This window comes from Indolivaga capnocytophagoides DSM 22835 (genome assembly GCF_000426485.1).
GTDB classification, from domain to species: domain Bacteria; phylum Bacteroidota; class Bacteroidia; order Bacteroidales; family Dysgonomonadaceae; genus Dysgonomonas_A; species Dysgonomonas_A capnocytophagoides.
The window spans coordinates 222,430-237,348 of the sequence record NZ_AUFL01000004.1 but is presented as its reverse complement, the minus strand read 5'-3'; the positions used below and the strand labels follow the sequence as shown (position 1 = coordinate 237,348).

Annotated in this window: 11 protein-coding genes; 7 read left to right on the top strand and 4 right to left on the bottom strand. The window is 33.0% G+C overall.

The genetic code is table 11. From position 1 onward, the window contains the following. Nucleotides 1-598: 598 nt before the first annotated feature. From K322_RS18265 to K322_RS0101040, 4 genes are all read left to right on the top strand, one after another. Complete coding sequence (locus K322_RS18265) at nucleotides 599-2,365, top strand: S41 family peptidase (RefSeq protein ID WP_051290541.1); 1,767 nt, start codon at nucleotides 599-601, stop codon at nucleotides 2,363-2,365. A 173-nt stretch (nucleotides 2,366-2,538) separates the two neighbouring features. Continuing rightward, nucleotides 2,539-3,129: a DUF4290 domain-containing protein gene (locus tag K322_RS0101050; protein ID WP_026625190.1), complete on the top strand. Its 591-nt coding sequence runs from the start codon at nucleotides 2,539-2,541 to the stop codon at nucleotides 3,127-3,129. An 18-nt stretch (nucleotides 3,130-3,147) separates the two neighbouring features. Beyond that, nucleotides 3,148-3,663, top strand: coding sequence for a ribosome maturation factor RimM (gene rimM, locus K322_RS0101045; protein WP_026625189.1), 516 nt, complete (start codon nucleotides 3,148-3,150; stop codon nucleotides 3,661-3,663). Nucleotides 3,664-4,156: 493 nt separating this feature from the next. After that, nucleotides 4,157-4,990, top strand: coding sequence for an energy transducer TonB (locus K322_RS0101040; RefSeq protein ID WP_026625188.1), 834 nt, complete (start codon nucleotides 4,157-4,159; stop codon nucleotides 4,988-4,990). 71 nt (nucleotides 4,991-5,061) lie between these two features. Here the strand turns inward: K322_RS0101040 and K322_RS0101035 are convergent, their stop codons facing one another. The 4 genes from K322_RS0101035 to K322_RS0101020 form a co-directional block, all read right to left on the bottom strand. Further along, nucleotides 5,062-5,463, bottom strand: a complete 402-nt coding sequence (locus K322_RS0101035; RefSeq protein ID WP_026625187.1) for an acyl-CoA thioesterase — start codon at nucleotides 5,461-5,463, stop codon at nucleotides 5,062-5,064. Nucleotides 5,464-5,590: 127 nt separating this feature from the next. Beyond that, the gene (locus tag K322_RS0101030; protein WP_026625186.1) at nucleotides 5,591-7,612 is read right to left on the bottom strand and encodes a TonB-dependent receptor plug domain-containing protein; all 2,022 of its coding nucleotides are present in this window, start codon (nucleotides 7,610-7,612) and stop codon (nucleotides 5,591-5,593) included. Nucleotides 7,613-8,043: 431 nt separating this feature from the next. Next, the gene (locus K322_RS0101025) at nucleotides 8,044-9,021 is read right to left on the bottom strand and encodes an Acg family FMN-binding oxidoreductase (protein ID WP_157279360.1); all 978 of its coding nucleotides are present in this window, start codon (nucleotides 9,019-9,021) and stop codon (nucleotides 8,044-8,046) included. An 84-nt stretch (nucleotides 9,022-9,105) separates the two neighbouring features. Beyond that, complete coding sequence (locus K322_RS0101020; RefSeq protein WP_026625184.1) at nucleotides 9,106-9,717, bottom strand: TetR/AcrR family transcriptional regulator; 612 nt, start codon at nucleotides 9,715-9,717, stop codon at nucleotides 9,106-9,108. A gap of 191 nt (nucleotides 9,718-9,908) precedes the next feature. Between K322_RS0101020 and K322_RS0101015 the strand changes: the two genes are divergently transcribed. From K322_RS0101015 to K322_RS0101005, 3 genes are all read left to right on the top strand, one after another. Beyond that, a complete protein-coding gene (locus tag K322_RS0101015; protein WP_026625183.1) occupies nucleotides 9,909-10,439 on the top strand; it encodes a hypothetical protein in 531 nt (176 codons plus the stop codon). Between the two features lie 2 nt (nucleotides 10,440-10,441). After that, complete coding sequence (locus tag K322_RS0101010) at nucleotides 10,442-13,780, top strand: AAA domain-containing protein (protein WP_026625182.1); 3,339 nt, start codon at nucleotides 10,442-10,444, stop codon at nucleotides 13,778-13,780. A 566-nt stretch (nucleotides 13,781-14,346) separates the two neighbouring features. Continuing rightward, nucleotides 14,347-14,832, top strand: coding sequence for a helix-turn-helix domain-containing protein (locus K322_RS0101005; protein ID WP_026625181.1), 486 nt, complete (start codon nucleotides 14,347-14,349; stop codon nucleotides 14,830-14,832). Nucleotides 14,833-14,919: the final 87 nt, after the last annotated feature.

Genomic DNA, 14,919 nt, shown 5'->3' with positions numbered 1-14,919 from the left:
AAGAAAAGAAAGAAGGCTCGATTTAACAAGTATTTCAACAAGATTATCTACGAAATCAATGATTTAAAGTGACTACTTGTTTCATATTGCTAAAGAGTTGTTTAGTCAACCAGAAAATATTTGATTTTCTGACTTTTTCAAAGAATAAAAAGATAACAAAAGTATCTATAAAACTACATTCCTTAAGGTGACACTTTTTCTCTTTTATCCCACGATGAAGGGATTTTCAGACAAAAGCTAAATCCCATGTAAAGATTGGATTATTGAAAAAGGTTACAAAAGTAACATCATAATTACAGTATTTATTAAGCCTCCTTTTTTCCTTATATCACACCCCATCCAAATAGAATCCACTTTGCTTAACCTTTCTTTAGGTATAGATAATTTTTCATCCCTTTGATTTATTATTATATAACAAAAATGAATCTTCAAATTGTAAAAAAAATTGTTACTTTGCCTTTGTATATAGGATATCAGAGGATCAGACCTATCTATTGCTTTATTAAGCATAACTTCAATAAGAAGTTACAATCTTAAAACATTGAATGATTAGCGGAATTACAATAAAATAAATAACATATTAACATATATATTATAGATGAAAAAAGGACTTGGCTTACTTGTTTGTGCAAGCTTTTTCTTTTACGGAGTACAAGCTCAGGAGAAGGAAAAAGAAAATGAAGACAAACGCTACTTTGAGATAAATAAAAATATTGAGATTTTTAATTCTGTAGTGAAGCAGCTCGATATGTTTTATGTAGATACTTTGAATGTTGAAAAAACAATACAATCAGGGATTGTCAATATGCTGGCAGGTCTGGATCCTTATACCGATTATATGACGGAAGAACAGGTTTCTGATTTTACGGTTCTGACAACCGGTGAATATGCAGGAGTCGGTGCTGTGATTTCGTATCGGAACATTGACGGACGGGATATGGTTGTAGTAGTGGAACCTTATGAAGGTATGCCTGCGGCAAAAAGCGGACTGAAAGTAGGGGATATAATATTAGCCATCAACGGCGAAGATATGACTCAGGCTGATAAAGTATCGGGCGAACTATATGGTAAAACATTATCGAACAAAGTAACAAGTCGGCTAAAAGGACAAGCTGGAACTGAAATAACAGTCAAAATAGAACGTCCCGGTGTTAAGAAACCTTTTGATGTAAAGCTTGTTCGTGAGAATATACAGATATCCTCAGTGCCTTATTATGGACTATTAGATAACAATGTCGGATATATCATCCTTACCGGATTTACAGACAAGTGCGCACAAGACGTAAAGAAAGCATTTCTAGACCTGAAGAGTAAAGGTGCAACTTCGCTCATTCTCGATCTTAGAGGTAATGGTGGAGGAATAATGGAAGAAGCCATTCAGATCATAAATTTCTTCGTACCTAAAGGGGAAATCGTTTTAAGTACTAAAGGCAAAATGAAACAGTGGGACAGAACATACCGAACAACTCTTGATCCTATTGATACCACAATCCCTATGGCAGTAATGGTAGACAGAGGTTCTGCGTCTGCTGCTGAGATTGTATCCGGAGCATTGCAGGATTTAGACAGGGCTGCAATTATCGGACAACGCACCTTTGGTAAGGGTTTGGTACAAGCACCCCGTGAATTGCCCTATGGAGGCAGCCTGAAAGTTACAACTTCGAAATACTATATTCCAAGCGGTCGTTGTATCCAAGCCATTGATTATACACACAGAAATGAAGATGGCAGTGTCGGTCGTATTCCTGATAGCTTGACTACGGTATTCAAAACTGCAATAGGACGTGAAGTCAGAGACGGTGGAGGTGTTACACCTGATATTAAGTTAGAAGTACAGAAAACACCAAGTATCACCTATTATCTTATAAATCAATATGTAATAAATGATTGGGTCACAAATTGGGCTTTAAATCATAACAAGATAGCTCCTGTCGAATCATTTGGCATCAGTGATGAAGATTATACTAATTTCAAAGAATTTGTTAAATCTCAGAAAGACTTTAAATATGACGGTTTAAGTGAAAAACGTCTTAAAGCCTTAAAAGAAGTGATGGATTTTGAAGGTTACTCACAAACAGCATCAGATGAATATAAAGCTTTGGAAGCCAAGTTAGTTCCAAATCTGGATAGAGACCTGGATAATTTCAAGGAAACAATAGAAAAACTGATAAACATGGAAATAGCGAAACGTTATTATTTCCAAAAAGGAGAACATATTGAAGGATTAAAATACGACAAGGATGTAAAAGAAGTGATAACTTTTCTTAATGATCAAGCAAAATATAAAGAAATATTTACTCCGGGACGTCAAATTATCGATTTAGCATCTAAAACAGGGTCTGAAGAAGAATTCGGTGTAGAGTAATCTATAAATTTCTTAAAAACAAATACAAAAAAGTATCTCGAATCTAAACGAGATACTTTTTTTATTATCTTTGTCGAACTAAAGAACTACAAAAAAGGGATTCCCGATAGGTTGAAACCTTATAAAAAAACTTTCTTATAGACTTTTCTTTTTATTATTACATACATATTTGCATGAATTACAATACGCAATTAAAGAAACTATCCCTTCCTGAATATGGACGGAATATTCAAAATATGGTCGATTTTTGTCTGACGATTACAGACAGAGATGAACGTACCAAATGTGCCAATACCATTATCAATATAATGGGTAATATGTTTCCACACTTACGTGATGTCAACGACTTTAAACATATCCTATGGGATCACCTGGCGATTATGTCCGATTTTAGTCTTGATATAGATTACCCTTACGAAATTATCAAAAAAGAAAATCTATATTCCAAACCGGGAAAAGTGGCGTATAGCCGTCCAACAATGCATTTCAAGCATTATGGAAAAACATTGGAAAAACTAATTACAATAGCATCTGATTATCCTGAAGGAAAAGAAAAAGATCAGCTTATTTGGTTGGTTCTTAACCATATGAAGAAAACATACATACAGTGGAATAAAGAAGTTGATGATTCTAAGCTGTTTGTCGATTTATACGAACTATCAAACCGCAAGATAGATAAACGTAATTCAGATATCAAATTATCTGATATGAAAGAACTTAATCAACGTAAACCCCCACGTAATAACGGACAAAAGAAAAAGTAAAAGACTCTTAGACTCTGTATGATTAAAGAAGACGAAGTTTTCAAAATCGGTAAATTTATCAAACCTCATGGTATTAAAGGTGAAATATCATTCGCTTTCGATAACGATATTTTTGATAAAGCCGATTGTCCGTACCTTATCTGCTTGATTGATGGAATATATGTTCCGTTCTTTGTGAAGGAATATCGGTTTAAGGGAGCTGAAACAGCATTGATTACACTAGAGGATATAACATCCGATTTGCAGGCTAAAAAATTCAGCGGACTGGAAGTCTATTTTCCCCGAGAATATTTCAAAGAAGCTGATAACGCCGAATATTCATTAGACTACTTTCTCGATTTTGAAGTGTCGGACGAAGAAAAAGGAAATTTGGGGAAAATTATATCTGTTGATGATTCTACTATAAATACATTATTCCTCATAAATACTCCAGAAGACGAAGAATTGATTATTCCAGCCTCCGATGATTTTGTCATTGACATAGATTCAGATAACAAAATTCTATATGTAAAGCTACCGGAAGGCCTTATCTGACAAGAACAAGAAATTATACATTAAATAAAAAGAGAATATATTAATAATATATTCTCTTTTTTTCTTATTGAATATCACAAATCTAATCAAAACAAAAATCTCTCTTTATTTTCCATAGCTTATAGAAAAGCCAAGAGATTTTGAATATTACTAATAACCTAAACCTAAAATATTGGACTAAACCAATTAAATAACCAATCTGCAACCTTTTTACCTAGTTCTAACACTAAATATCTAAACCTTTCTTGTACAAAGATAGTATATATTTTTACACCTGCAAAATTTTCATGCTTTAAAACATGTTTTTATCTATTGTTTTTATCAATTATTTAATCAATCTAATTTATGTAAACATCAAATAAGTATAATAAAACACTGATTTACAGAAATATATAAATATTATATGATTTTATTTATATCTATTTATGGAATTATTTCCCAGAATGTATCTATTAAGTAAACAAGAAGAATAAATCTTTTAATACATACAACTATGGCACGAGAAATTAAACTTAATTCGACCGACTGGTGTGATCTGGTTTTCGAAGGCAAGAACAAAACTTATGGAGCATATGCTCTGAGACGTTCATCTTCCAAACGGCATACTATTGCATTTGGAGTTATCATCTTATTTGTCGGAGTTGTGTCTGCATTACCTTCTTTTCTACAGGCAGTACAGCCCAATAAAGATAAAATAGCAATGGATGATGTTATTAAGATCTCAGACATTGAATTGGAAAAGAAATTGGAGCAACAAGAAGTCATTAAACAAGAGATTGCACCACCGCCACCGCCAACCAGAGCCGCTATTCAATTTACGCCTCCGACTATAACAGCAGATGCAAATGTGGATGAGAACCGAGAAATGCGTACTCAGGAAGAATTGAATGAAAACAGAACTCTGCAAATATCTATTGCCGATAATTTGAACGGATCTACAGCATCCGATGCTGTTTCTCTTGAAGATCTTACAATTCGTAGAGATATAATTCAAGAAGATGAACCTAACAAACGTTTCGAACATGTAGAACAGATGCCTCAATTTCCGGGTGGTGAAGCTGAGCTGATGAAATATATAAGCAATAATATCAAATATCCGCCTATTGCTGCAGAAAACGGAATTGAAGGCCGCGTAGTTGTACGATTTGTTGTTGAAAAGAATGGTAAGGTTTCAGATATCAATATCTTACGATCGGTAGACCCATCTTTGGATAAAGAAGCTGCCAGAGTCATCAGATCAATGCCAACGTGGATACCCGGTATGCAAAACGGACGAAATGTTGCTGTATATTATACTTTGCCTGTATTATTCAAGCTACAACGATAACCCCAATATCATAACTGAGAAAAGGGATTCTGATAATCAGAATCCCTTTTTTAACTATATCAAGATAATGCTTAAGACAGGTACTTCTCAAATACCAAATCAAACTCTGTCGGTTTTACAGGTCTGCCGTTAAATAAACAAACGACTTCGACTCTGGCCTCCGAACAAAGCACTCCATCCGAAACTCTTATAATCTGTTGATTAAAATAATAACGGATGCCTTTTCTTTCCAAATTTATGGTGCAAAAAAACTCGTCAGATCCCACAAGCGACCTTTTATACTTAATCGTAATACTCGAAACAATAGCATCGAGACCTCGATTATGCATTTCGGTAAAACTAACTCCACATGATTCTAAGAATTCATGACGGGCAACTTCATAATAATGCTGATAATTAGCATTATTCACAATACCTTGCGCATCTAATTCATAGTCACGCACTTTCATTTTGTATTGAAAAATAGGTTCCATATTCAGATTAAGATCAAAGACCTTCTTATTACTTTATTAAGTGTTACAACGTGTACATTAAGTACTTTTAGTTACTTCAACAAATAACAGTCCGGCAAAAATATCTTTAATATCTGTATCATGCAAATTATTTCAGTGTATAGCTGATACCTCCTATAAGCCAAAATCCAGCTTGAGGTACATTTCCTAAATCGAAATATTTCTTATTAAATATATTATTTGCAGTCAGATTAACAGCAAAGTCCTGAAACTTCCAGTCAAGCCGAACATCTAAAGTCGAAAAAGCAGGGTAGGGAACCTGAACTGTAGGCTTCAGATCTTCATACTTGAGATAAGTTCCCATACGTTTTTGCCACCTAAAATTCCAACTAGCACTTAATCCTTTATAAATAGGATGATTTAAGCCAACCGTCAGTTTGTCTCTCAGATAATTGAGTGTATAATTTGATATATAATCGTCTGAATTTTTCTTTTGATGCAAGCGTGTGTACCCAAGTTTTAAGGTTGTCGATGGATCCAAGTTCGGGAATAACTTATACAGAGATAAAGAAGCACCTAATTCGACACCCTGCTTGTCAATCTCAGTGAGATTCATAGATTCCCATTTTTCATCGTCAGCCGTTCTTTTAATCCAGTCGATCAGATTTTTTCCTTTCATAATATACCCTGTAGCATAAGCTTTTAGCAGTGGGGTATTGTATTTAAAACCCAACTCGAAAGATTCCGAATCTTCGGGCTTCAAATCATAGTTACTTATATGCGTCACTGTAGTATAATACAAATCGGTAAATGTAGGCATACGGGTTGCCTTATTCCAGGATGTGTAAACTTTTAGTTCGTCTAATAACTGATAACTCATATTGATTGAGGGATAAAATTTGTATTTTCCCTTCAACGCAGTATTGTAATTAGCCAAGATGCCAGCTGTTAACGAAAATCTGTCGAGCAATAGATTATGTTCCAAAGCATAACTTATATTCGTACGGCTGTCAGATTTTGTGTATTTTCCATCTGCACTTTTCATTGGTAGCCCCAAAACATTACTTTTTATGCCTTCGTTGCGAAATTCTGCGCCAAATGTAGTAATACCTATATTTGAATGGTATTGTAAATTCAAATTAGAACCGTATACATCAGTTTGATGGAAGTTATGACCATCACTGTATTTATTCAACTGAAAGTTATCATCATGCCTATTCCAGTAAACTAAAGGGATGAATTTCAATTTATTTCCGACTTCACCCTTTACCGATCCAAAATACGATTTGGTCTTATCTTGCTGATTCGGATATGCTGCGGAGTAGAAGGTATTGGCTCCGAATTGTTTATCAGAATAGCCCAATTGTATATCCACTTTAGACTTCTCCACATTTAAGCGCGTCTGCCAAAGCAAGTTGAATATATCATAGTCGCTATTAGAAATATATCCGTCCGATCTACTATATCCGGCTGATAAGCGCGAAGATACATCCTTATTACCATAAACACCATTTGCTTCAGCTCCGAATAGCCCGTAACTTCCGGCTTCGACTTTAACATATGCTTTATGATCTAAATCTTTACGGGTAATAATATTAATACCTCCCGAAAAAGCACTGGCTCCGTAAATTATAGATGAAGGACCGTGAATGATTTCAATGCGTTCGATATCTGAAAGATTGATAGGAATATCGAAACTGTAATGACCTGTTTGTGGATTGGAAAGGTTGACTCCATTGAGTAGAATTGCTGTTTGATCGAATGATCCTCCCCGGATCGAAATATCGGCTTGTACTCCGTGGCCGCCACGCTGTTGAACATCTATACCTGACACATAATTCAACAAATCTTGGATACTTTGGATGGGAGCCCGATCAATTTCGGATCTTGTAATAACAGTAACAAGTTTCGGCGATTGATTAAGAGACAGTTCTACTCTGGATGCCGTAACTGTCACTTCTTCCAGTTCTTTTTCTGTTACTTTCTGATTGTCACCGGCATTGATTTTGTTCTGCGCTGAAGTCTGGGTCGAATGGGCGAATGTAAGCATACAACCCGAAATGACTCCGATATTCACCACTTTGTGCATACTATTAAATGCACTGTAAGCTTTTTTTGCAAATCGCTTGAATCGATAAGCTTTCGGCTTTTCAAATCGTTTCTGATTCATTTTAATTTTAAATTAGTTAAATAATGGTCTAAGACCTTAAATCGCCGTCAAAGTAAGTAATTATTATTTATACAGAAAATAATCAAAAGCATAGATCATCTTTATACCCTAAGTAACTATATAAATCATAGCAAGTTATTTTATAAAAAATATACTATTTATTTTTCAGCAAAAAGTTCTTTATCATAATTCTATCTAAATAAAAAGATCTTTCAATTAGTATTGAAAGATCTTTTTACAATATCACTGATACTTTAAGATTAGTCGATAATATTTATAATCCGATGTATACGTTTGTTATCTGTAAACTACTTTTGTTATTTACATAAATAACTGATTATAAGTGATCACATTTGTATAAAAAGAGAATTTTACCTTTAAGTTTTATCTGTTATAATTTGATAGATAAATGCACAAATCACATCATAATTTTACTTCACTATAACATCATCGATATTCTTTCTGGGTGAATAAGGTGCTTTATCCGCATATCCAATTCTCAAAAGCAGAGTAGGGTATTCACCTTTAATTAGAGATATATAATTTTGCAGCTCCTCGGCCAAATCCTCCTCCTCACAAGGCTGATTCATAAATGCATAAGCTAGGTGTAATTCGGTAACTTTCAATAGATATTTTTCAAGACTCCGTCCTAGATTTATCCAATCTTCAAAAGTATCTTTCTTTGTAGTAAAAAGCACTAAATTTGAAGAGGAATCTACTTTTTCGATATCAGACTTATTTTGTTTCTCTGCTTTTAGAAAAGATTTCACAACAGGTTTAGATATAACCGCAGGCAATGCCGGAGCTCCTATCACCTTAAACGTAAGACCTGTTGGGTTTTGCTTAATCTCCCTGTTATTAAATCGCATATATTTCAGAAGTTCTTCTTTAAAAGCATCATTATTCATTTGAATATCATTTCCTCTTCGAATAAATTCTTTTAATACTGAATATAATGTATCACTTTTCCCAATTGTGTAATAACTTGTATTGTTATATAATTTAAGATTATTCAATATCTGCAGAATATCAGAAGGGATTGTCTTACCATCATACACCTTACGGTTAGTTTGTCTTTCATCAATCTGTAATACCAAATCATTTTTTTGTACATCATGTTGTCTTACGAGATCTATCACGATCTTCTTTTCAGCTTGTTCTATTTTAACAGAAGAAGCATATCCCAAATGAGAAGCCATTATACACAAGTTTTCGGTGGCTGCACCAAGACTTATAAACAGTTCTCTATTATTTTTATCTACAACAGGCAAGGTATCTTGCCAATTTGGCAAAATTTCTATCTGTGATTTGTGTATTTTAAACAGCCATGGCTGAGTATTATGCCCTGAAGGAGCCTTCGTAGCAGCTTCTATCATTGCTCTGAAATCATTATTAACCTGTCCTTCCATCTTCTGACTAATTATGAATACTATTATAAACAGTACAAAAATTTTAATATTATCTTTTTTCACGATGATATTTTTTAATAAGTCTTATTTTTTATGGCTATCATACCATGCATCTATTAGCAAATCTACCCCCTTTGCAATCTGACTCCAACCTTTTTCACTCTGCAGGTCGATGCCATTATACATAGGACAATGTTCACAGAGCATTGTTAAGTAGGTAATGGATGCACTTAAAATTGTAGCTAATGCTGCGACATCTTCTTGCGGATATTGAGCCAGCTGACTGACAACTGTAATGAGAGTAATTCCTTTTGATTCTCGTCTCAATCGCAGTTTTTCTATGACACTATTATTAGCGGACAACTCCCAACGATGCAAACGTCCCATCAGCTTACTGGATCTTAATTGAAAAATCTGTTCTCTAAATAGTTTTTTCAAAAACTCTTTGAGATTATCATCTTTTGGTAAATCTATTGAAAAGCTTATCCAAAAATCATTCTGGGAGAGATAATCTATTATCAGATCATCTAATGAACCGAAATATCTATAAATTAAAACTTTAGAAACTTTCGCTTCATTAGCAACTGCATTTACTCCCACCTTTTCAAATCCATCTCTATTTATAACAACTCCAACAGCCGTTATTAGCTTTTGTTTAGTATATTCTCGATCTTTCTCATTATTAATTATTTCCATAATACATAAGCAATGTTACTGATTGGTAACAAATATATGTAACCAATCGGTGACACGCAAATAAATTGCTGCTTTTTTACAACAAAAAAATTTAACATATTCTATTCTTTGTTATAAATCATAATAACTTTCATTATATTTGCCACTATATGTAATATAAAACAACTAACAATTCTAACTTATTCTTGAAAATGAAAAAGAATTTTCTATTGTATTCTTTAATGGCCTTAATACTAGGTCTTGCTCTGACATCTTGTTCTGATGATGACAAGGATTATTTAGTTAAAAGCAATTTCGATCCAATGTTTTTACCTATAACTCAAAATGGAAATTTTGAAGCCCGAACTACCATTTATATAGAAGATATCCCTAATGTCAACTTCTCCAAAGAAGATATTATTGACATCTACTTAAAAAATGCATGGGTAAATGTTAGTGGAGATCTATCCCGAAATGACGATATAAATATTTATAGTATCACTGTTAATGGAAGAACATTGCTGCTTGATTATAATATAAATGTACCCAATAATGTAAATAATGCAGGGATAGATATCACCAATGATAACGCATATATTAATTTCATGTATGATGCGATGATATTACTTAATCAGAAAGGAAAGATTGATGTTACAGTTAAAGGGTATTCATATCTGACCCAGGGTCGAAATTTATACATAACTTTGTGCAATAATCTAGATTTAACTGTCCGCGAATATTGAGAATGAATAAATACGAAGCTGTACAACAAGAAATATCAGATATCAATATCTCCACAAGTACGCTTCGAGAGAAATATATAAGCCTGAAAAAGGTTTTAGAAAGGAACTGTAAGGAAATCACATCAGGTGAAACTTTACAGTTTCCTTCATTATTCTCACGTCTGGTATTTATTGCACAGAAATACAACCTACCGCCTTCTCTGGAATGGCAACTTCAAACAATAAGGGTTAAGACATCTTTTCTACTGAAAAATGAGAATAACCTAGTATCTCCGCAGCAATACAAAAAAGCATATAATACCATTAAACTATTTTGCTCGATTATATACAATGATGAAGAATATCCTGCGGAAGATTTTGATATTGAAAAAGATTTCGATAATATAAAGAAAGATAAGAATACTCCCTGCCTTAGAGTTCAAATTACTAAAATCAATCGAGTTGAAAACCTGCTGACAGGTATAACCGAAGATATTTCGAATAAAATAGATATACGATATAATGTTGAAAATGTAAATACTATATTCAATTCAAGTATAGATAAGATTTGGATCGGAGCTCAAATCAATATAATAGATTATTACATTGATAAGGAAGGTTATTATATTCCTAAATTCATAGTATTAGAGCCGAATTACCTGATTGATGCTTCTGCAATGGCCGAATGCTTCCAAAACTACAGCATATCATACTTGCATTATTTCAGAAAGCGATTCGAACCTCCCGTAAATTCTCACTATATTTTGATGGGAAATCTTGCAAACTTTTTTCTGGATGAACTCATCTTTACGGAAGATCCGGAAAACCTCACTTTCGATTATTGTTTTCTCAAAGCTTTTAAAGAAAAGCCATTCGAATTTACCAGTTGTTCCGATATAAAACAAGTCGGTGATTTCAGAACCTTTATGTCGAAAGCAAAAATTCAATTTGCTAATATAAAAAGAGTAATAACACAGGATTTTCCTGTAAATAAAATAAACCCCGCCAATTGTACTTTAGAACCGTCCTTCTTTTGTGAGCGATATGGATTTCAGGGAAGACTAGACCTTCTGCAACTCTCCGAAAATAAAGCTCAGATAATAGAATTAAAATCGGGTGGGGTACCTTATCCTAAAAACGACCCGACTAAAATAGCTTTGAATCATGAGATTCAGACAACTATATACCGGTTGATTATCAAATCTGTGTTTGAGTTAGATGACCGCAGGATATCTTCTTCTATATTGTACTCTGCCGCTGAAAACCAAGGAGAAAACCTTAGGATGGCTGCCCCATATCAAAAACTAGAAAAGGAAATAATCAACCAGCGGAATTTGATTATCGCTACTGAACATGCTATTTATACGGGAGATAATAATACTGTCGATAACTTAATTCGCTATATATGCAATTTAGATAATTACGGTAAAGTGCCGGATTTTTTCACTCAACAAATACTCGATTTTGACAAGCAACTCAGAAATATTCCGGAGCTAGAAAAAGCTTATTTTTATAGGTTCATAACTTTTATAACCAGAGAACTATACATACAAAAAATTGGAGATAATTATTTCGAATCTAATTCTTCAACAGCCAGTTTATGGACTACTGAATATAAAGAACGACTCGACAACTTCGATTTAGTCGAAGGACTAAAAATAATCGATATAGATGATTCTGGGAAGGATATGAAGATCCTATTTCAACGAAGTGATAATGTAGATTTTATCAACTTCAGAGAAGGCGAAATTTGTATTCTATACCCAAAAGACAAAGAAAAAGATTCGGCTCTGACTAATCAGATATTAAAAGGTACTATTGCTGAAATATCCAATAATAATCTGCTTCTCCGCTTTAGGTACAAACAAAAGAATAGATCTTATTTCGAAAAACACACGACTTGGGTAATTGAACATGATAAGCTTGATCATACTTATGTGAACATGTATAAAAGCTTATTCAGTTTTATTTCGTCACCGATACGGAAACGCCAATTATTACTAGGTGTAGCTATTCCTAAATCCAAAGATAGACAATCAGTTAATAATTACACACTTAACAAAGAAAATAAGCAGGATTTCATATTAAACAAAGCGATAGATGCCGATGACTATTTTCTGATTGTAGGGCCTCCGGGTACAGGAAAAACCTCCATCTATGCTCGTAAATTGTTGGAGCACTACTATAACAATACCGAACAGAATATTCTTGTTATAGCCTATACTAACAGAGCAGTAGATGAATTGTGTGAATCTATTAACCAGGCTTTTAACTGCGATGATCAGAGCTGTGACAAGTATATACGCATTGGTACAGAACTATCATGTAATGACAATTACCGGCACAGACTTCTGCAAAATATAGCAGCAAAAACAAAGAGTAGGGAAGAGCTGCGCAATATAATCCAAAAACAACGCATATTTGTAGGAACTTTAGCCGCAATCACTGGACGTCCAGAGATTTTTGATTTAAAGGATTTTCATTTGGCTATTATAGACGAAGCATCTCAGATACTAGAACCTCAGGTTATAGGAATTCTACCTAAAGTAGATAAATTTATCATGATAGGCGACCACAAACAACTGTCGACAATAACCCTTCAGGATGAAAATAAGTCTAAAGTAGAAGATCCTATATTAAACATAATAAAATTATATAATTGTAGAGAATCTCTATTTGAACGATTATTCAGACAATGTAAGAGTAACGGATGGGAGCATGCATATGACACTTTAACCTATCAAGGTAGAATGCATAAAGAATTAGCTGAATTTCCGAATAAACATTTTTATGATAACATCTTATTAACTACAAATGATTGGCAGACTGAAAATTTAATTCAAAGAGAAATAAATTTAAACAATGTATATCATAAAATAATATTGAATAAACGGCGACACTTTTTCGATTGCTCCGAAATATCGAATTCTCAGAGCGATAAAGTCAACTATAATGAGGCTGATATTGTAGTAAACTTGTCAAATTCTATATTAGAAATATATAAAGAACTAAATTTAGAGTTTATTCCCGATAAAACATTAGGAATCATTACTCCTTATCGAAATCAAATAGCATTAATAAAACACAAACTTTTTCAGTCCCAGAATACTGAATTACAAGATATTATGATTGATACTGTAGAAAGGTTTCAGGGAAGTCAACGAGATATTATAATTTTATCGTTCTGCATCAACAAACCAGATCAATTAGACTTCTTTTGCAATCTTAATACAGAAAAAACAGTAGACAGAAAACTCAATGTAGCATTAACCCGAGCTCGTCAGCAATTTTTTGCTGTTGGAAATAGCCAAATCTTATCTATCAATCCAATCTATAAACAATTTCTTGCATCTTTTCAATAAAACAGTCACATATTTTTTTTAATAAAATATATACAAGTGTAATTTAATATACAATTACACTCAATCAACAATTATACACATATATATATTAAATTTCATCTCTATATTATTTAATAAATTCAGATACATATGTTTTAGTTTTAATTTACAACAAATATTATACATATGTATCTAATATTCATATGTGTATGTGTTTAAGACAAGCAATAATCAGCTAACAACCAATACATAATTAACTAATAATCAATATGTAATGTTTTATACATGAAGTTATTATTTAATATTGTAAAGGCGACACTACTACTATAACCAACATTAGATCAGTATGTGAACATATTTATAATTTTAAATATCTATAAATAAGTATTATAACAATATAATATAAATTAAAACTTTATAGTATATTACAGATGTAATTAAATATATCCATATGTATACAGACTTACGTATACAAAAATATATTTCAGGTGTTACAAAAATATACGCAATCTATTTATTTTTGTTGATTATTTGTTTTACATTTGTTATATACTTATGTGTATTCTTAATTTATACAGAAAAGTAAAATGAAAGATCGGATCAAACAGATAATGGAAATAGAGAATATGACGCCTGCCCGTTTTGCAGATACCTTGCAAATAGGACGTGCTGTAATATCTCATATATTGAATGGACGTAACAATCCTAGTCTCGATGTTATTACACGCATCTTAGCTAAAATGCCGGAGATAAACAGTGACTGGCTTTTGACCGGAGCAGGTCCAATGTTCAAAAGTGATTATAAGAATAGTTCAGAAGCACATGAGCAAATATCTTCGGCTCTACCGGATCTGTTCGCCCAGTTGCCGTCTGACAATTCAGTAAATCCGACTATTTATACGGAAAAGACCGAATATCGCAAGGATACAGAGGTTAACGATTTCCCTAAACCCATACATGAAGTTATTAATGAGCGAATTATATATAAAGAAGCTAAAGAAAAAAAAGTAAAGCAGATAATCATATATTATACTGACAACACATTTGAGACCTTTAATTCTCATCAAAACTGATTTAAGATTTTTTTTTCTGAAAAGCAATAAGTTTTGCTTAACTTTGACACAGCATTTAGTAACCTTACTAAATCTTTGTTGCTACTA